The sequence below is a fragment of the Reinekea sp. genome (assembly GCF_982785585.1).
Window position 1 is genome coordinate 55,477 of record NZ_CEYAVF010000018.1, and the last position, 17,993, is coordinate 73,469.

The following is a 17,993-nucleotide window of genomic DNA, read 5'->3' on the forward strand; positions in this document are numbered from 1 at the left end:
AATGGCTGCGGGCCACAAACGCTGTTCAATGCCTTATGAAAATTCTCAATCTGCTTTTTTTTAACCTAATGTCTTTGCTCTGTGTAGCGGGTTATGCTGAGCCAAACCTTAGGTTGTCATCTTACGATCTACCACCTTACATCGGCCAAAACCTAAACAATCAGGGTGCCCTCTATGAGATCGTAACGGCGGCGTTTGTGCAGGCAGAGCGCCGTGTCGAGATTGATTTTTTCCCCACCACTCGGGCCATTAACTTCGCCTTGATCGGAGAGTATCAAGCCGTTTTCCCCGTGACCTATGATGCCGTGATGAGCGGAAAGTTTTTGGTGTCCGAGCCCATCGCCTCATACCAGCTGGGTTTGTTGGGTAAAAAAAGCATCGAGGCCTCAGGCGCTAAAATTTCAGAAGCGACCACTATCGCGGTGCTGCGCGGGTCCATATCGGAACAGGCGAAAATTGCCTTTGCGCCGGCCCAGTTTTTATATGTTAGCCGCAACGAACAAGCCATGAAGATGTTGTATGCCGGGCGTGTTAACTACGTACTCATAGACAAGTTCAACGCCGCCGACCTGATGGTCGATCAGTTCCCCTACATGATTGGGCAATTTACCTTTCCAAAGCAGTTTATTGAAAGCATCGATTTGTATGTGGCGTTTTCAAAAAAATCGGCCCAGGCTCAGGAGAATTTGGCATCCTTTAATAGTGCGCTTAAGCAACTCAAGGCCCAGGGCGTGATCGACTCGCTGATGAATCGCCACGGCCTGTTGTTGTTTGAGCAGTCTGCCGAGCACAAGGTATTGCGCATCGCCACGGTAGCGAATGGCGATATGGTACTGATGCAACGCCTGTCCAGGGAATACGAGCAACTGCATCCGGCTATCCGGCTTGATTGGCGCGTATTAGATGAGTCTATTTTACGGCGACGGTTGTTGAGCGACTTAGCCATCGGCGAAGGCCAATACGATGTGATGACCATTGGTTCCTATGAGGTGCCGGTGTGGGACAAACAAAATTGGCTGTCGCCGTTAACGGACTTGCCCGAGGACTATGATCAAGCCGATCTGATCGATGTGATCCGGGACAGTCTGTCATACAACGGCGAGCTCTACGCCTTGCCCTTTTATGGCGAGAGTTCGATGACCTATTATCGCCGCGATCTGTTTGACCGAGCCGGTCTCACCATGCCCGCGGAACCTACCTGGGAGCAGATCCGAACCTTTGCCGCAACACTGCATGCGCCCGATGAGGGTATCTATGGGTTGTGTTTGCGTGGCAAGGTCGGATGGGGTGAGAATATTACCAATATAGGCACTCTGGTAAATACCTTCGGCGGGCAGTGGTTTGATCTGCAATGGGTACCCCAATTGGATACGCCAGCCTGGCACCAGGCGGTGAATGTCTATGTTGATCTGGTTCAATCGTTCGGGCCACCCGATACCTATAAAAATGGCTTTTCTGAGAACCTTAGGCTGTTTGCCGAAGGGCATTGCGCACTGTGGGTCGACGCGACGGTCGCCGCCGGACTGCTGTTTGATGCCGGTCGCTCCACGGTGGCCGATACGGTATGGTTTGCGCCGGCGCCTGTGGCCCTTACGCCGAAGGGGTCGGCCTGGTTATGGGCTTGGTCATTGGCCATCCCCTCATCGTCTAAGCTACAGGCCGAGGCAAAAGACTTTATCGCCTGGGCCACGTCTAAGGACTATATCAATAGGGTGGCCGAGTACGAGGGTTGGCTAGCCGTGCCGCCCGGTACGCGCAAGTCGACCTATGCCAATAAAAACTATCGCCAGGCTGCGCCCTTTGCCGACTATGTATTTGACGCCATTAACAGTGCTAACCCTCGGGATGCCACCCTAACGGCCAATCCCTATACCGGCATACAATTTGTCGCGGTGCCGGAATTCACCGCAATCGGTAATTTTGTCTCGCAGAGCATTAATGCGGTGCTGCAAGGTAAGCTGACGGTCGACCAAGCGCTAGCCAAGTCTCAGGCATTTACGCTGGACGTTATGAAAAATGCCGGAACGGCTCAGTAGAACTGCCCGGCAGCAGAGACGCTGTTACAGCTCCAGTTCGGCCAAGCGCAGTTTGTTGTGCGCCACCCGGGTGAGGATGGTGGCCAGGTGTCCGGCCATCAAGGTCATCGGGCTGTCTTTGCGATGAATGATGTAGAGCGGATAGCTGGGGATACCCTGCGCGATGGGCACCTGAATTAGGTGGTCGGCATACTGCGGTACCTGGGTCAATTTGGCCGGTAGCAGGGCCACTGCATCGGCGGCAAACAGAAACCCCAGCGTGCTGGTCAACGAAAAGCATTCCATGGTCGGCGTGGGGGTCGATAGGCCGGCGGCCTCAAATACCTTGACCACGAGTGGACTCAGGCTGGCACCGGCGCCAATGTGTATCCAGTTGGCCTGCTCCAACTCAGTCAGGGTGGTGCAGGCGGCAAACCGGCTTTGGGCGTTGGTGACCACGGCCATCGGCATGGTTTCAAGCACCTCAATGCTAAATTCACTGGCTGGTAGTGGCTCCCACAGCGGGCAAACCGCGAAATCGATCTGACCGCTGCGCAGTTGTTCGACCGCCACGGCCTGCAGTCCTTCATAGATCTCCAACCGGGTCGCCGGAAACTGGTGTTGAAATAGCCGCACGGTTTGCGGAATGAGATCCACCGTGGAGGCCGGTGCCACCGAGATGCGCACCACACTGTCGAGCGCCCCGCGCAGCTGGTCCATCTCCGCGCGCGCGCGTTCGGTCTCATTGACGATGGTGCGGGCGCGCACCAGAAAGTGCTCGCCATAGCGGGTCAGTTCAATGCCCTGTGCGCTGCGCACCATTAGGGGCACACCCAGTTCCGCTTCTAAGGCCCGGATCTTCTTCGATAGGCCGGGCTGGGAGCGGTTGAGCTGCTTGGCACCGGCGCGGATGCTGCCGCCGTCGACCACGGCAATAAAGGCCTCAATAAGTTCCAGCTTCACAATGCGTTCTCCCTAGGCTATATCAATTAGTTATCACTAAGCGTAAATGGGTATCTTTTGGAATAGTAATGCCAATGGTACGTTTTGGCTATGACTTGTGTGCAGCGATACTCGCTTGGGCCGATACGGTTCGATCACACAGGGATCACCTAACAATAATTGCCTAGCACAAAGTGGAGCGTATTCATGACACAGACCCATAAGACCCAGACCCCGGTTCTGAAAACACAGGTGGCCATCATCGGCGGTGGCCCGTCGGGCATGCTCTTGTCGTTGTTGCTCAGCAAAGAAGGCATCGACAACGTGGTGCTGGAACGCTCCAGTCGTGACCATGTCTTAGCGCGTATCCGCGCCGGGGTCTTGGAGTGGGGCAGTGTTGAACTGTTGCGTCGGGCCGGCGTCGGCGCCCGCATGGACCGTGATGGCCATGTGCACAACGGTACACGCGTCGCCTGGCAGGGTGAACATACCATGCTGATCGATTCCAAAAAATGGACCGGTAAATCCTTTATGGCCTACGGCCAATCCTATGTGACCGAGGATCTCTATGCCGCGGTATCCGAGATCGAGACCCCGGTGTTGCACGATGTCAGTGATGTGCAGCTGCATGAGCTGACCGGTGCCAGTCACGTTACCTTTGTGCAAGACGGGGTCGCGCAACGACTCGATTGCGACTTTATTGCCGGCTGCGACGGTTTTCACGGCGTGTCGCGCCAAGCCATACCAGCCAGCGTGCAAAAGAACTATGAAAAGGTTTATCCCTTCGGTTGGTTGGGTGTCTTATCGGAAACCCCGCCCTTACCCGACCTCTGGTATGTGCAGCACGAACGCGGCTTTGCCCTCGCCTCGCAACGCAGTGCAATGCTCAGCCGCTATTATGTGCAATGCCCAATCACCGATCGGGTCGAAGACTGGTCCGATGAACGGTTCTGGAACGAACTGATCGCCCGTTTTCCGCCGGAGATTGGCAGTGCCATTATCACCGGCCCCTCGATCGAGAAGTCGATTGCTCCGTTGCGCAGCTTTGTCACCGAACCGATGCGCTATGGCGCCTTGTTTCTGTGCGGCGACGCGGCGCACATCGTGCCACCCACGGGCGCTAAGGGCCTGAACCTGGCCTTGTCGGATGTCTACTATCTGTGGCGCGGCCTGACTCAGCACTATCAGCAGGGCAGTGATACCTTGCTCGATCGTTATTCTGAGGTCGCGCTCGATCGTGTTTGGAAAACGGAACGTTTCAGCTGGTGGATGACGTCTTTATTACACGTCTTTCCCGAGCAATCGAGCTTCGACCATCGAACCCAAGCCGCCGAGCTCAATAGCATTCTGGCCTCAGAACACGCCCAAGCCTGGCTGGCCGAGCAGTACGCCGGCTTCCCGGTTGAAGATTGGGGTTGAATCCCTATAGCCCTTTAAGCAGTCGTTAGACTGTGACAATGGGCCGAAGCGGCAGATTGCTTGGTTAAAAACAGCAACCGGAGTGTTATGGTTATCCCGTGTCGGCGTATCCTGCCGTCTCTGTTAACTGGGAATATATGACCATGATGTCCGACCTTAGGCTGCGCAATGTCACCGAACGGGATCTGGAGCGCTGTTTCGCTATAGAACAGATTGCCTATGCCGGTGATGAGGCGGCCAGCAAAGAAAAAATCCTTAAACGCATTCGGCAATACCCCGAAGGTTTTATTGTCCTGGAAAATGATCACGAGGTGATCGGTTTTATCAATTGCGGGGCAACCGACAGGGTAGAGATGGCCGATGATGAATTTAAATCGTTGGTCGGGCATGATCCCAAGGGGAAGAAGATAGTGATTATGTCGGTCGTGGTGCATCCGGACTACCAGCAGCAGGGCATGGCCGGCCGGCTGCTGGTGCACTTTATTGACGCCATGCGAACGCTGGGTAAAACCGACCTATACCTGATGTGCCAAACTGAATTGATCGATCTCTATGCCCGCTATGGATTCGTTTATCTGACCGAATCGGCCTCCGATCACGGCGGTCTGAGCTGGCACGAGATGCGCTTAACGCTCTTACCCTAAGGCGGCGCCAAAAAGGCGCAGCCACCCTGATCCAACTGGGATCGGGTCGAGTATCTATAGCCGAACCCGTCTTTGGAGTCCCGATGAACCAACTCAATCCCAAAAAACTGCTCAACAGCAAATGGACGGCCGTGCAGCCACGCGAAAAAGAAAAGCACTTCCGGATCAGTGAAGTCGAGTTTGACGAGGAAGGCGTGGTAATCGATTGCTTTATCGAGGCGGTCGTGTCGAATAACTTCTACGCCATTCAATGGCAAGACCTTAAAGACAGCACGCGCTGGCTGCAAGGCTGGAAGTAGCACTATTGGCATAGGCACTGTTGGGTTCAATCTATTCGACTGCGCTCGGGCCGTTTGCCACTAAAGCGTCTATTACGCAAAAAACTCTAATGCCTGTTGTATAAAAAATGCATAACCGCCCACGCCCGGCCAACCCTGTTGGCCCATTCAGTAGCTTTGGGTCAAAACTACACACCCCTCAGCTATGCCCTCAATATGACAGCTGTGTGACAACCCCATTACAGCCAGCCCAATCCCCACCGGCCCAATCCCCCCGCAACCCCCGATCTTCCTAGACCAGTCAAATTTCGCCCTGCTTTGGGGTAGGTCATGCCGACGAGGCGATTCATCAGAATGTACTCTTAGGTGCATAAAAGTTTCATCCTTTGGTCACTGGAACGTCAAATACACTCGCTACTGTTGTCTAGACAAATTAACAACAACAGGCAAACGCCATGAGTACTCAAAGTGTCTACCGCAGCCCATCGGCCTCAGAAACTGTTCCTGCTATTGGTTCGGTTAATCGGGCAGCCTTGGTCGGCGCATCACAATCAAATCAGGGTGCAAAGCGCCCGGCTATAGAAATTCGTGGTGTCAGTAAGACCTTTATTCGCGGCACTCGGGCGATCGATGACCTTAGCCTGACGGTGCACCGTGGTGACATGGTGGCCTTAATTGGTCCTTCGGGCTCGGGTAAATCGACGCTGTTACGGCACATCAATGGCCTAACCTACGGTGATCGAGCTGAGACGTCGGACGACATCAGCAGCATCGCCGTCATGTCGAACTATACCCAGCAAGGTGGCAAACGCACCACCCATACCCAGCCAAGCCGTAAGAAAATTGGTTACATCTTTCAGCAGTTTAACTTGGTCAATCGACTGTCGGTTTTAACCAATGTTCTGGTCGGTGGCCTCGGCCATATGCCGGTCTGGCGGGCGACGCTGGGTTGGTTTTCCGCTGCCGAGAAGAGTCAAGCATTGACTGCTCTGGCGCGGGTGGGGATGGCTGAATTTTGTCACCAACGGGCCAGTACCTTATCCGGTGGCCAGCAACAACGTGTTGCCATTGCTCGAGCATTGATGCAAAAGGCTGACATTATCTTGGCCGATGAACCGATCGCTTCGCTCGATCCGGTGGCAGCCAGAGTGGTTATGCAAATTCTCAAAGACATAAACGAACACGATGGTAAGACGGTGGTCGTGACCCTGCATCAAGTGAACTATGCCACCAGCTATTGTCAGCGTGTGGTTGCCTTAAAAAAAGGCAAACTCTATTTCGATGGACCGGCCGCAGAATTGACCACAAATCGTCTCGGCTCGCTCTATGAGGCCAATGAAATAGAAGAGCTGTTGGCCGGCGGATAATCACAGTTTTCCTGCGGTGTTGACGGCGGTCGAATGTGCGGTGTCATCGTGCGATCGATCGAAGTCAGGACCAAGCATGATCTTAAAACGTTTTATAAACCTACCAACCATACTTAGGAGCACCGATGTTAAAAAATGTCTTCAAAACCACAGCGGCCAGACTGCTGGCGGCAACAGCTCTGCTGAGCCCCATCGTCCAGGCGGAAACCGCTGAATTGAACTTTGGCATTATTGCCACCGAATCGACCCAGGGTTTGAAAGACCAATGGATGCCGTTTCTCAACGATATGAGCGAAAAATTGGGGGTTAAAATTAATCCTTTCTTCGCCTCTGATTATGCGGGTGTCATTCAAGCGATGCGTTTTGATAAGGTCGACCTGGCCTGGTACGGCAACAAGTCGGCAATGGAAGCGGTTGATCGGGCGGGCGGCGAAATTTTCGCGCAGACCGTCGACGTCATGGGCAATCCGGGTTACTGGTCGTTATTGATTACCCACCAAGACAACACCGAAATAAACAACGTGGCCGATATGTTGGCCAACGCAGGCAGTCTCACTTTCGGTAATGGTGATCCAAATTCCACCTCGGGTTACCTGGTGCCGTCTTACTATGTTTGGGCCAAAAATGGCGTTGAGCCGAACAAGATATTTAAACGCACGATGAACTCGAATCATGAAACCAATGCGCTGTCAGTGGCGACCAAGAAAGTCGATATCGCTACCAATAACACTGAAAACATGGCCCGAATCCAAGAAAATTTCCCGGATCGTTTTAACGATATAAAGGTCATTTGGAAGTCACCGTTGATTCCATCGGATCCCATTGTTTGGCGTAAAAATCTGGATGAAGCCACCAAATCTGCAATCTATGACTTCATTATGAACTACGGCAAGACTGGCGACGCGCAAGAATTAACCAATCTCAATAATATTGGATGGGCGCCCTTTAAAGCGTCGAGCGATTTGCAATTGTTGCCGATCCGCCAATTGGTCTTATACAAAGAACTGATCCGATTAACGGCCAGCGATATTAAGACCAAAGAGACTGATATAGCGGCCATCAATGCCCAGTTAGGCGAATTGAACCGCATGATGGCGGCGTTGGAAGCACAGCAGTAAGGTTGCCCGCAGGGCGGACCCGCTCTGGCAATCAAACCCCAACCTGAGCAGCAGCGACCTTTTAGGGTCGCTGTTATTCGGCACAAAATCTGGACAACCTATGACCGCTCATCAAGCCATACCCACCCAACCGTCCAACACCGCTGCTACGCAAATGCATTACAGCTCGATCAATCGCTGGCGCGCCCTACGTTCATTGGTGCTTTGGCCCATGGCCGCACTGGTTTTAATCTGGGCCTGGCAGGGTGCTGAAATGGACTTTGGCATGCTGATTCGGGATCGCGCCAATATAGCGATACTGGCCGGTGATTTTTTTCCGCCCAATTTTCAAAACTGGAAGTTCTATGTCGCCGAGATGCTAGTGACTATACAGGTCGCCATCTGGGGCACTCTGCTGGCGGTTATTTTGGCGGTACCCTTTAGTATTCTTAGTGCCGAAAATCTGGTGCCAGTCTGGGTCTATCAGCCGATTCGACGTCTTATGGATGCTGCGCGCGCTATTAATGAGTTGGTGTTTGCCATGTTGTTCGTGGTCGCCGTGGGCCTCGGTCCGTTCGCTGGCGTGATGGCACTTTTTATTCACACTACCGGCGTGCTTGCTAAGTTATTTTCCGAAGCCATTGAGGCTATCGAGCCGGGTCCGGTTGAAGGCGTTCGTGCCGTCGGTGCCAATGGCTTGCAGGAAATTATTTTCGGGGTGATTCCCCAGGTTTTACCGCTGTGGATCTCCTACACCCTGTATCGATTTGAATCGAACCTTCGCTCGGCCACGGTCATTGGCATGGTGGGTGCCGGCGGTATCGGTGTGGTGTTATGGGAATCGATGCGCGGTTTTCAGTTCGCCAATACCTGCGCCATTATTCTGATCATCATTCTCGCCGTGTCGCTGCTCGATATTCTTTCCCAATTCATTCGCAAGTCGTTTATCTAAGGGCACCCGATGCAGGCTCAGGCGCTTAATATAGAAACCTGTCTAGACAAGCCAGATGGTATGGCCGCTGACCCGATATATCGGCAGGTAGCCCTGTTGCTGGAACAGGATATTAGAAGCCATTTAAAACCGGGCGATTTGTTAGCGTCCGAGATGAAACTGGCGAGCCGTTTTAAAGTCAACCGCCATACGGTACGGCGTTCGATCGATCAATTGGTACGTGCCGGCCTGGTCGTAAAACAACAGGGACGGGGCACCCAGGTGGTCTCCAATCAGATCGAATACCTGCTCAACCCAGCCGGTAAGTTTACTAAAAATTTGACCGAGAAAGGCAAGTCGAGTCAAGCACTGTTGCTCGCTACGCGTTCCTACACGGTCGCCACTGTGCCAGCCGGGATAGGGCGTATCTTTGCGCTCCAGTATCCGGCCGGTGGCACCCTGATGGAATTGCAAACGCTGCGCTTTATGGAACAGGTGCCGGTCTGTTTGATTCACCATTACGTGTGGGCGCAGGCGCTGCCCGGTATCGCGACCAGCTATAGCGGGGGGTCGCTGCACCGCCACATCGAAAATCATTATCAACGCACATTGCAGCGCAGTCAGATTCAGTTTTCGGCCGTCCTCGCCACCAACCGGCAGGCGATTCACTTGAAGTGCGCGGTCGACAGTCCGCTGGCGATAGTGCAATCGGTCAATCACGATCAACAGAGTCGGACGTTGGTGGAAGTATCGGTGAGCTACTCCCGCCCCGACCGGCTGCAATATCAAATCGATTTCAATACCACGGAGGTCAGCTGATATGAGCCGACAAGAGTACACCCGCAGTCAATGGCAACGTCTGTTTGCCCTGGCCAATGAACACGACTTACAGGATCTGTATCAGCACGCCGACTGGGCCGCGCCTTATGAACTCAGCCAAGGGCCCGAGACCGGACTGGTGACAGTGCGTGGTCGGGTTAGTGGCGACGGCGCGGCCTTTAATTTGGGCGATGCCAGTGTCACCAAAACGCAGGTGGTGCTGCACGATGGCACCCGCGGTTTTGCCATGACCCTGGGCGCGAATGCCACTCATTCATTGCTGGCCGCGTTACTCGATGCCGCCATGCAGGTACCGCAAGCGGTGCGTCTGGCCGTGCCGATGCGCCAGTTGGCCGCCACTTTGGCGCAGCGTCATGCCGCGCGCCAGCAGCAAATAAGTAGCACCAAGGTTGATTTTTTCACTCTGGTGCGAGGAGATTGATATGACGACTCAAGCACCTACTTCCGCCCAAGCACCTACGCCCGCCCAAGCGCCGAGCGCGGCCGAACAATCGGCGCGCCAATTTCGCCAGATTCTCGATGCCCAATCCTACCCTGGTCGTGCGCTAAGCCTAATGCAAGAAACAGGACCCTTAGATCCAGTCGGCTTATCACCGGCCTGCCAGATATTAGTGGAAAACCTGGTTAATCGAGACGTCCAGGTGGCCTTTGCTGCCAGCCTACCGTCTGCTGAGTTGGCTCGCTGGGTGCGCCTGACCCTGAACAGTGAAGTGGTCGCGGTGGCCGAGGCTGACTTTATAGTCTGCCGCCAGGCCGATCTGGCGCACCTTGATTTGACCCAGCTGGGCCTGGGCACCATGGCCTCGCCTGAGTTGGGCGCTACCCTGGTGATCGACTATCAGGGGCCGGATCTAACTGCCGTGAGCGCTGAAGCGACAGCCGGCTGTGTGCGCTTAACGGGCCCTGGCATCAATCCACAGGGACCGGTGAAGCGTCTGAATCTGACCGAGATCGATGCAGCCTTTTGGCACCAACGGGCCGACTGCAACGGCTCGTTCCCGATGGGTTTTGATATCTTTATCTGCCGCGACTCAGAGCTCATTGCTCTGCCGCGTACCACCCGTATTCAGCTCGAAGGAGACGCCGCATGTATGTAGCCGTTAAGGGTGGCGAACAGGCCATCGACAATGCCCATCGCTTGCTCGCGGCCTACTGTCGCGGCGACGCGCAGGCGGCCGAGGTCTCGGTCGCGCAATTGAGCCAACAGTGTCCGTTTGCCATCAGCCGAATCATGGCCGAGGGCAGCCTCTACGATCGTGACCTGGCCGGTCTTGCTCTGAAGCAGGCTGGGGGTGATTTGGTCGAGGCGATCTTTTTAATCCGCGCCTTCCGCACCACCTTGTCGCGCTTCGGCTACAGTGCCCCGGTCGATACTCGCGCGATGCGCATCGAACGACGCATCTCGGCGGTCTATAAGGATTTACCCGGTGGCCAGGTATTGGGGCCGACCTTCGACTACACCCATCGGCTGCTGAATTTCCAACTGCTGGAAAATCGTGCGCCGGTTCAAACCGACATTGCAACCGCAGCGGCTGTGGACCCGAGCACGGCGACTGACTCGCTCAGCGCTCATCGGGTGAGCGATTTGCTGCGTCAGGAAGGGTTGCTGTCATCGCCCACTGCGAGCGCGGGCGAACCGGTCGACCTGTCGCTTGAGCCATTGACCTTTCCAGCGCAGCGCACTACCCGGTTGCAAGCCTTAGCACGTGGCGATGAAGGCTTTCTAATGTCCATGGCCTACTCGACTCAGCGCGGGTATGCGCGCAATCATCCCTTTGCCGGCGAAATCCGCATGGGCTGGGTTGAAGTCGAGTTCTACTGCGCCGAGATGGACGACACCCTGTGTTTGGGTGAAATCGAAATCAGCGAATGTGACATGGTCAATCAGTTCGTCGGCAGCAAGGACGCCTTGCCACAGTTTACCCAAGGCTATGGCCTCAGCTTCGGCTACAACGAACGAAAAATTATGGCCATGGCGTTGGTCGATCGCGCGTTGCGCGGCGACGAATTTAATGAGCCGGAGGACGCCCCGGCCCAGCAACAGGAATTTGTTCTGGCCCATTGCGATGCCCTCGATGCCTCCGGCTTTGTGTCGCATCTTAAACTGCCCCATTACGTCGATTTTCAATCGGAGTTGGAATTGATTCGCAGCTTACGCGCCAAGGCCAGTGCGCAACAGCCTACCGAAAACCCGAGCGATAAGCGCTCGCAACCGTCCGTCCGCCCATCCCACGCTGACGCTCTGGAGGTCACCGATGACAGTGCACGCTAAGGTCCAACCGATTCACTATAACTTCGGTTATCTCGATGAGACCACGAAAAAAATGATCCGCCGGGCCTTGCTCAAGGGCATTGCCATTCCCGGTTATCAGGTGCCGTTCGGTGGTCGCGAGATGCCCATGCCCTATGGTTGGGGTACCGGCGGCATTCAGATCACCGCCGCCATTATTGCACCGGATGAGGTCTTGAAGGTGATCGATCAGGGCGCCGATGACACCACCAATGCGGTCTCGATTCGTAAGTTTTTCCATCAGGTGAGCGGCGTGGCGACGACCACCGAAACGGCGCAGGCCTCATTGATCCAAACCCGGCATCGCATTCCCGAGCGGCCCTTGCAGGAACATCAGATACTGGTGTTCCAGGTGCCGATTCCGGAACCGCTGCGCTTTATCGAACCGAGTGAAAGTGAAACCAGCAAGATGCATGCTCTAGCGGAGTACGGCGTGATGCACGTAAAACTGTACGAAGACATTGCCCAATACGGCAAGATCGCTACCGCTTATGCCTACCCGGTCGAGGTCAATCAACGCTATATCATGGACCCGTCGCCGATCCCGAAATTCGACAACCCCAAGTTGCACCAGTCGGCAGCACTGCTGTTGTTTGGCGCCGGTCGTGAGAAACGCATTTATGCTGTGCCGCCCTATACCGATGTGAAGAGTTTGGAGTTTGACGACTACCCCTTTGAGATCGAGCAGTGGCCCGACAACTGCGCGGTGTGCGACGCCGGTGACAGTTTCCTCGATGAAATAGTGCTCGATAACGCCGGGCGACGAGAATTTATCTGCTCCGATTCCGATTACTGTCAGGCGCGGGTTGCCCAGGGCTTTCAGGGCAGTGCCAATCGCGTGAGCGAAACCGTGCAAGGAGAACAGGATGTTTAACTACCAAGGCAAGGCACCGACCAGTCTGTTATCGGTTAAGAATTTGACCCGTCTTTATGCGCCGAACACCGGTGCTCAGGATGTGTCGTTTGAGCTCTATCCGGGTGAAGTCCTGGCCATTGTCGGGGAATCCGGCTCCGGCAAGAGCACCCTATTGCAGAGTTTGTGTGGCAGTGTGCCGCCCGACGCCGGCCAGGTCATCTATCAGGATACGGCCGGTCAAAGCCAGTCGCTCTATGAACTGTCGGAAGCACGTCGGCGGCTGTTGATGCGCACCGATCTCGGCCTGGTGCATCAGAACCCGCGTGATGGCCTGCGCTTGCGCGTCAGTGCCGGGGGCAATATCAGCGAACGACTGATGGCCGTCGGCGCGCGCCACTATGGCCAACTGCGTGCCACCAGTACGGAGTGGATGCGCCAGGTCGAGCTGGACACCCAACGCATCGACGACATGCCGACGCAATTTTCCGGCGGCATGCAGCAACGCCTGCAAATTGCCCGCACCCTGGCCACGGCCCCGCGCCTAGTCTTTATGGACGAACCGACCGGTGGTCTCGATGTGTCGGTACAGGCGCGCATTCTCGATCTGTTGCGTTCCCTGGTGCGCGAATATCAACTCTCGGTGGTACTGGTCACGCACGATCTGGCGGTGGCACGGCTGCTCTCCGATCGGATGATCGTGATGAAAGACAGCCGCGTGATCGAGACCGGTTTAACCGATCAGGTGCTCGACGATCCACAACACGCTTACACCCAGTTATTGGTTAACTCTGTGCTGAGTTTTTAAGGAATCTGTATGCAAACGATGGCGATTGACGTTCGAAATTTATCCAAGACCTTTGTCCTGCATCACCACCAGGAAGTCCGCTACCAGGTGCTGCGCGATTTTAATTTGCAGGTCGCACGCGGCGAGTGTGTGGTGTTGAAAGGCGTCAGCGGCTCGGGTAAGAGTACGCTACTGAAGAGTCTGTTTGGCAACTACCTGTGCGAGCAGGGCGAGATCATTTACCACTTCGATAACCAACAGATTGATCTGTTGAGTGCGCCGGATTTTCAAAAACTGAATTTGCGTGCGCATTATGTTAATTACGTCAGCCAGTTTTTGCGCGTGGTGCCGCGGGTGGCGACCTTGGATATTGTCAAGGAGCCACTGTTGGCCGCTGGGGTCGAGGTTGATGTTGCCATTGACGCGGCCCAGCGGCTGTTAACCACCCTGAATATCCCCGAACACCTCTGGGCTCTATCGCCGCTGACCTTTTCCGGTGGTGAGCAGCAACGGGTCAATATCGCGCGCGGCTTTATTCGCCCGTCGCCCTTTCTGCTACTCGATGAACCGACCGCGTCACTGGACAGCGTCAACCGCCGGGTGGTGATCGAACTGATCAATGCCGCCAAACAACAGGGTTCGGCGATTGTCGGCATTTTTCACGATGAAGAAGTACGCGACTGTGTTGCCGATCGGGTGGTGGACTTTGCCCCCGTGCTGGTCCAAACCGGGGAGTTAAGCGCATGAGTAACAGTTCAGAACAGATCTTCAGTGGGGCTCAGTTAGTGCTCAATAATGAGGTGGTGCTCGGCACCCTGGTGGTGCAAAACGGCCTGATTCAGGAATGCCAGAGTGGCGCCTCGAGCCTGCCGCAGGCGATCGATTGTCGCGGTGACTACTTGCTACCCGGCCTCATCGAACTGCACACCGACAATATGGAAAAGCACTTTGTACCTCGGCCCGGTGTGCAATGGCCGGGTCGATCGGCGGTGCTGACCCACGATGCCCAGGTGATTGCCTCGGGCATCACCACCGTGTTCGATGCCGTCTCCATTGGTGATATCAAGGCCGATGGTTTTCGCTTGAAGAGTCTGCATTATATGTTGTCGTCGCTGGTGGAAACCTGCGCACTGGGCCTGACACGCGCGGACCACCTGGTGCATTTGCGCTGTGAAGTCAGCCATAAAAGCTGCCTAGAACTGTTTACCGAGTTGTCCGATAATCCCCTGGTGCGCCTGGTCAGTATTATGGATCATGCGCCCGGCCAACGGCAGTTTGCCCGGCTCGATAAGTACATTCAGTATTATCAAGGCAAGATGAACTTTAGCGATGCCGAGATGACGGCCTTTATCGCCAGCCATCAGCAAAGCAGTGAGCTCTATAGCACCCCCTTCCGTCAGCAGATTGCCGCGCATTGCCAGGGCGCAACCATTCCACTGGCCAGTCACGACGATGCCACGCTGGCGCACATCGAGGAATCGCTGTCCTTTGGTATGTCGATCGCGGAATTCCCGACCACCCTCGAAGCGGCCCAGGCAGCCCATCAGTCAGGTATGAAAGTGCTCATGGGCGCACCCAATATAGTGCGCGGCGGCTCGCACTCGGGCAATGTCGCCGCCGCCGAGCTGGCCCAAGCCGGTGTGCTCGATATTCTGTCCTCGGACTATTACCCAAACAGCCTGTTGGATGCGGCCTTTCAGTTGGCCGGTCTCGACAACCCCTACAGCCTGGCCGATGCGATTCGCACCGTGACCTCAACCCCGGCGGCGGCGGTTGGCCTGACCGATCGCGGCAGCCTGGTGGCCGGATTGCGTGCCGACCTGGTGCGCGTGCGTTGGCAACATGATCATCCGCTGATTCAGCAGGTTTGGAACCAGGGCGAGCGGGTCTACTGATGAGCAGCGGCAAACTCTATTACCTGATCGGTCGTTCCGGCAGTGGCAAGGACGCCATTCTTGAGCGGTTACGTCATTATCCCGGGGTCGTCGTCGCGCATCGCTATATCACGCGTGCCGCCGATGCCGGATCGGAAAACCATATCGCGCTGACCGCGGCCGAGTTCAGTCGGCGCGAGCAAGCCGGGGCGCTGTTGTTTGCCTGGCAAGCGCACCAACTGCATTACGGCGTCGGCATCGAAGTGCACCATTGGCTGGCCGCGGGCCTGCAGGTGTTTGTTAATGGCAGCCGAGACTATCTGCCTGAAGCACGGGCACGTTTGGGCGCGCAGTTGATCCCGGTGCTGGTGACCGTGGCCGACGAAACGTGCCGGCAACGGCTGCACCAACGGCGACGCGAATCACCGGACCAGATCAGCGAACGGATGCAACGCCAGATCGAGGTACCCATTGAGGACGCCCTGGTGATCGACAATAACGGCCCACTCGACGCCAGCCTGGCACAGCTGGCCCGCCAACTGCCGGCCCTAGGGCTGGTGGCAGAGGGAGTCCAATGATCGCGCCAAATTTGGGCACCTCGGCCAAGCCGCTAGCCCATAAGGGGCATGGGTTTACAAGGAGGGGGCGGAATGCCATTGCCTGTCCCGCTAAGGTTAGCGCAGGAGCTAATGGTGTCTGTCCCAGTAAGAAAGATGCCTGTCCCCACAAGGGGTGGCCTGTTCCGCGCTTTGGGTTGATGGTGGGTTTGGGTCTATGAAGCTGCGCTTTTTGGGAACCGGGGATGCACGTCAGGTGCCGGTTTGGGGTTGTCATTGTCCGGCTTGTGAACGTGCCCTGTTGCTCAGTACGTATCAGCGTACTGGCAGCTGTGTGGTCTTAACGTTAGCCGGCCGCAACTTTCTGATCGATGCCGGCAATACCCGGCTCGCCGAGCGCTTTGCGCCCAATGAGTTGGCGGGTATCTTTCTCAGTCATTTTCACGCTGATCATCTGCTCGGCTTGTTTCATTTGCGTTGGGGGCAGGGTGAGCCAATACCGGTGCACTGTCCGCGCGATCGAGTCGGTTGCGCCGACCTCTATAAAAACAATGGCTTGCTCGATTTCAGGCCGATCAAGAAAGCCTTTCAGACCCAGTCGTTTGCGTTATCGCTGGACGCTGTAACCCAGCCTCAAACAGTGTTGCAGGTCACGGCCATACCGCTCAATCACAGTAAGGCCACCCTGGGTTATTGCTTCGAAGCCGAGGGGCAGAAATTTGCCTACCTGTGCGATACCAAGGGCCTGCCCGCAGCGAGCGAGGAATTCCTGTTGGCCTGGCAGCCGGACCTATTGATTATCGACTGCACCTTTCCACCCGGACTGGCCGACGCCCATGCGGCCAACCACAATGACTTAACGGACGTCCTAGACCTGTCCGCGCGTTTTGCCAGCGCCGGCCAAAGACCCTCGATCTGCTTGACCCATCTGTCGCATCAGATGGATAGCTATCTGATGGCCCAGCAAGACTGCCTACCCGAGAATGTTTGGCTGGCGTACGACAATCAGGAAATTGCCCTTGAACACGGTAATACGCATCAACCTCGGCCCCTGAACTAGAGGCTGTGGTTGGACATAATGGCCACCTTTTGGTGGATCAGGATCGCAAGGTTTTTTAGCCAGTGGAGCCACATATGAACCAAACCCCAATCTCCAAACCGCAAACCCCAATCCCTAATGCAGGGCCTGCACTGCTTGGCGCTAGCCCCCGTATCGGTGCACAGACTGTGTTGCTAGACAGCCACTTTGGCTATGCCAACGAAGTAGGGCAGCGCTGTAAACTTAATAATGTGCGCATGGATGACTATTCCTATGTCTGTGACGACTCCGATTTGATCCATACCACCCTGGGCAAGTTTTGTTCGATCGCCGCCCATACCCGGATCAATCCCGGTACCCATCCGATGCACAAAGCGGCCTTGCACCATTTCACCTATCGCAGTCGGCAATTCGGCTTGGCAGATGATGACGACGCAGACTTATTCGCGTGGCGACAAAACAGCCCTGTCAACATCGGTCACGATGTCTGGATCGGTCACGGTGCTGTGATTACCGCAGGCGTCAGCATCGGCAATGGTGCCGTGATTGGCGCCAATGCCGTGGTCACCAAGGATGTGCAGCCCTTCGAAGTGGTTGGTGGTGTGCCGGCCCGACGGATCCGATTTAGGTTTGCGTCCGAGGTTGTCGAGGGTTTGCAGGAGATAGCCTGGTGGCATTGGTCCCATGCGACCCTGGCGGCTGCGATGCCAGACTTTAGAAACTTTGCAGCTGCTGACTTTGTTGAGCGTTATCGTGCCCGGTCGTGAGCTGCGTCTATATGAATTGTATTGGGCATTAATGGCTCGGTGTCGAGTACCAAAAGTGCGTGTCCGTTCAATGCCTCCGTTCAATGCCCGGCCGCTGGACGGAGAGCTTTAATATCCAAAACTCGTTGTGCTGCTGGCAATAACGATGATCAAGGCCATTAAATCGATCCCTTTACGCCACAACACCAGTAAGATCGCTAGGGCCAAAACATAGCTGGCGACCAGAGTGATCAGCGTCAGCAGGCCGCCCCAATGCCAGCGCTTAAGGCCCCTAATTAAGGTCGACGGCATAC

General features: G+C 55.5%; 20 protein-coding genes. 18 read left to right on the top strand and 2 right to left on the bottom strand.

Annotated features, from left to right (window positions below; all coding sequences use genetic code 11):
• The first annotated feature begins 35 nt into the window (after nt 1-35).
• Nucleotides 36-2,036, top strand: coding sequence for an extracellular solute-binding protein (locus AC4FIC_RS08905; RefSeq protein WP_476195115.1), 2,001 nt, complete (start codon nt 36-38; stop codon nt 2,034-2,036).
• A gap of 24 nt (nt 2,037-2,060) precedes the next feature.
• Here AC4FIC_RS08905 and AC4FIC_RS08910 read toward each other — a convergent pair whose 3' ends face one another.
• Entirely contained in the window at nt 2,061-2,978 is a 918-nt protein-coding gene (locus tag AC4FIC_RS08910) for a LysR family transcriptional regulator (protein WP_100256108.1), read from the bottom strand.
• A gap of 186 nt (nt 2,979-3,164) precedes the next feature.
• Here AC4FIC_RS08910 and pobA point away from each other — a divergent pair, with 186 nt between their 5' ends.
• The 17 genes from pobA to AC4FIC_RS08995 all read left to right on the top strand — a co-directional run bounded on the left by pobA (nt 3,165) and on the right by AC4FIC_RS08995 (nt 17,700).
• Nucleotides 3,165-4,376, top strand: coding sequence for a 4-hydroxybenzoate 3-monooxygenase (gene pobA, locus AC4FIC_RS08915; RefSeq protein ID WP_420541425.1), 1,212 nt, complete (start codon nt 3,165-3,167; stop codon nt 4,374-4,376).
• A gap of 98 nt (nt 4,377-4,474) precedes the next feature.
• Entirely contained in the window at nt 4,475-5,020 is a 546-nt protein-coding gene (locus tag AC4FIC_RS08920) for a GNAT family N-acetyltransferase (protein ID WP_227003743.1), read from the top strand.
• An 83-nt stretch (nt 5,021-5,103) separates the two neighbouring features.
• Nucleotides 5,104-5,319 carry a TIGR02450 family Trp-rich protein gene (locus tag AC4FIC_RS08925; protein ID WP_100256111.1) on the top strand — a complete coding sequence of 72 codons (216 nt, stop codon included), beginning with the start codon at nt 5,104-5,106 and terminating at the stop codon, nt 5,317-5,319.
• 434 nt (nt 5,320-5,753) lie between these two features.
• Nucleotides 5,754-6,665 (top strand): phosphonate ABC transporter ATP-binding protein, encoded by a 912-nt coding sequence (gene phnC / locus AC4FIC_RS08930; RefSeq protein WP_100256112.1) that lies wholly within the window; start codon nt 5,754-5,756, stop codon nt 6,663-6,665.
• A gap of 125 nt (nt 6,666-6,790) precedes the next feature.
• Entirely contained in the window at nt 6,791-7,783 is a 993-nt protein-coding gene (gene phnD / locus AC4FIC_RS08935; RefSeq protein ID WP_100256113.1) for a phosphonate ABC transporter substrate-binding protein, read from the top strand.
• Between the two features lie 100 nt (nt 7,784-7,883).
• The gene (gene phnE, locus AC4FIC_RS08940; RefSeq protein ID WP_227003744.1) at nt 7,884-8,714 is read left to right on the top strand and encodes a phosphonate ABC transporter, permease protein PhnE; all 831 of its coding nucleotides are present in this window, start codon (nt 7,884-7,886) and stop codon (nt 8,712-8,714) included.
• Between the two features lie 60 nt (nt 8,715-8,774).
• The gene (phnF, locus tag AC4FIC_RS08945; RefSeq protein ID WP_273286598.1) at nt 8,775-9,512 is read left to right on the top strand and encodes a phosphonate metabolism transcriptional regulator PhnF; all 738 of its coding nucleotides are present in this window, start codon (nt 8,775-8,777) and stop codon (nt 9,510-9,512) included.
• 1 nt (nt 9,513) lies between these two features.
• Nucleotides 9,514-9,954, top strand: a complete 441-nt coding sequence (phnG, locus tag AC4FIC_RS08950; RefSeq protein WP_100256115.1) for a phosphonate C-P lyase system protein PhnG — start codon at nt 9,514-9,516, stop codon at nt 9,952-9,954.
• A gap of 1 nt (nt 9,955) precedes the next feature.
• Nucleotides 9,956-10,630, top strand: coding sequence for a phosphonate C-P lyase system protein PhnH (phnH, locus tag AC4FIC_RS08955; protein WP_273286594.1), 675 nt, complete (start codon nt 9,956-9,958; stop codon nt 10,628-10,630).
• Nucleotides 10,621-11,805, top strand: coding sequence for a carbon-phosphorus lyase complex subunit (locus tag AC4FIC_RS08960; protein ID WP_287439377.1), 1,185 nt, complete (start codon nt 10,621-10,623; stop codon nt 11,803-11,805). Before phnH ends, AC4FIC_RS08960 begins: the two co-directional genes overlap by 10 nt.
• Nucleotides 11,789-12,697, top strand: a complete 909-nt coding sequence (locus AC4FIC_RS08965; RefSeq protein ID WP_100256118.1) for an alpha-D-ribose 1-methylphosphonate 5-phosphate C-P-lyase PhnJ — start codon at nt 11,789-11,791, stop codon at nt 12,695-12,697. The genes AC4FIC_RS08960 and AC4FIC_RS08965 overlap by 17 nt, the downstream gene beginning before the upstream one ends.
• The gene (gene phnK / locus AC4FIC_RS08970) at nt 12,690-13,484 is read left to right on the top strand and encodes a phosphonate C-P lyase system protein PhnK (RefSeq protein WP_100256119.1); all 795 of its coding nucleotides are present in this window, start codon (nt 12,690-12,692) and stop codon (nt 13,482-13,484) included. The genes AC4FIC_RS08965 and phnK overlap by 8 nt, the downstream gene beginning before the upstream one ends.
• 9 nt (nt 13,485-13,493) lie before the next feature.
• Nucleotides 13,494-14,210: a phosphonate C-P lyase system protein PhnL gene (phnL, locus tag AC4FIC_RS08975; protein ID WP_273286591.1), complete on the top strand. Its 717-nt coding sequence runs from the start codon at nt 13,494-13,496 to the stop codon at nt 14,208-14,210.
• On the top strand, nt 14,207-15,358 hold the full coding sequence (locus tag AC4FIC_RS08980; RefSeq protein ID WP_273286589.1) for an alpha-D-ribose 1-methylphosphonate 5-triphosphate diphosphatase: 1,152 nt from the start codon (nt 14,207-14,209) through the stop codon (nt 15,356-15,358). The genes phnL and AC4FIC_RS08980 overlap by 4 nt, the downstream gene beginning before the upstream one ends.
• Nucleotides 15,358-15,915, top strand: coding sequence for a ribose 1,5-bisphosphokinase (gene phnN / locus AC4FIC_RS08985; RefSeq protein WP_476195114.1), 558 nt, complete (start codon nt 15,358-15,360; stop codon nt 15,913-15,915). Before AC4FIC_RS08980 ends, phnN begins: the two co-directional genes overlap by 1 nt.
• Before the next feature lie 196 nt (nt 15,916-16,111).
• Nucleotides 16,112-16,954, top strand: coding sequence for a phosphonate metabolism protein PhnP (gene phnP / locus AC4FIC_RS08990; RefSeq protein ID WP_273286585.1), 843 nt, complete (start codon nt 16,112-16,114; stop codon nt 16,952-16,954).
• 74 nt (nt 16,955-17,028) lie between these two features.
• Nucleotides 17,029-17,700: a DapH/DapD/GlmU-related protein gene (locus AC4FIC_RS08995; protein ID WP_476195113.1), complete on the top strand. Its 672-nt coding sequence runs from the start codon at nt 17,029-17,031 to the stop codon at nt 17,698-17,700.
• Nucleotides 17,701-17,808: 108 nt separating this feature from the next.
• On the opposite strand, the gene AC4FIC_RS09000 is transcribed toward AC4FIC_RS08995, so the two are convergent.
• A partial coding sequence (locus AC4FIC_RS09000; protein WP_100256125.1) for a hypothetical protein occupies nt 17,809-17,993 on the bottom strand: 185 nt, incomplete at its 5' end.

Bases quoted from the DNA above. Each gene is read 5' to 3' on its own strand.
- AC4FIC_RS08905 (WP_476195115.1), top strand. From the start codon at position 36: ATGAAAATTCTCAATCTGCTTTTTTTTAACCTAATGTCTTTGCTCTGT.
- pobA (WP_420541425.1), top strand. From the start codon at position 3,165: ATGACACAGACCCATAAGACCCAGACCCCGGTTCTGAAAACACAGGTG.
- AC4FIC_RS08925 (WP_100256111.1), top strand. From the start codon at position 5,104: ATGAACCAACTCAATCCCAAAAAACTGCTCAACAGCAAATGGACGGCC.
- phnC (WP_100256112.1), top strand. From the start codon at position 5,754: ATGAGTACTCAAAGTGTCTACCGCAGCCCATCGGCCTCAGAAACTGTT.
- phnD (WP_100256113.1), top strand. From the start codon at position 6,791: ATGTTAAAAAATGTCTTCAAAACCACAGCGGCCAGACTGCTGGCGGCA.
- phnE (WP_227003744.1), top strand. From the start codon at position 7,884: ATGACCGCTCATCAAGCCATACCCACCCAACCGTCCAACACCGCTGCT.
- phnF (WP_273286598.1), top strand. From the start codon at position 8,775: ATGGCCGCTGACCCGATATATCGGCAGGTAGCCCTGTTGCTGGAACAG.
- phnG (WP_100256115.1), top strand. From the start codon at position 9,514: ATGAGCCGACAAGAGTACACCCGCAGTCAATGGCAACGTCTGTTTGCC.
- phnH (WP_273286594.1), top strand. From the start codon at position 9,956: ATGACGACTCAAGCACCTACTTCCGCCCAAGCACCTACGCCCGCCCAA.
- AC4FIC_RS08960 (WP_287439377.1), top strand. From the start codon at position 10,621: ATGTATGTAGCCGTTAAGGGTGGCGAACAGGCCATCGACAATGCCCAT.
- AC4FIC_RS08965 (WP_100256118.1), top strand. From the start codon at position 11,789: ATGACAGTGCACGCTAAGGTCCAACCGATTCACTATAACTTCGGTTAT.
- phnK (WP_100256119.1), top strand. From the start codon at position 12,690: ATGTTTAACTACCAAGGCAAGGCACCGACCAGTCTGTTATCGGTTAAG.
- phnL (WP_273286591.1), top strand. From the start codon at position 13,494: ATGCAAACGATGGCGATTGACGTTCGAAATTTATCCAAGACCTTTGTC.
- AC4FIC_RS08980 (WP_273286589.1), top strand. From the start codon at position 14,207: ATGAGTAACAGTTCAGAACAGATCTTCAGTGGGGCTCAGTTAGTGCTC.
- phnN (WP_476195114.1), top strand. From the start codon at position 15,358: ATGAGCAGCGGCAAACTCTATTACCTGATCGGTCGTTCCGGCAGTGGC.
- phnP (WP_273286585.1), top strand. From the start codon at position 16,112: ATGAAGCTGCGCTTTTTGGGAACCGGGGATGCACGTCAGGTGCCGGTT.
- AC4FIC_RS08995 (WP_476195113.1), top strand. From the start codon at position 17,029: ATGAACCAAACCCCAATCTCCAAACCGCAAACCCCAATCCCTAATGCA.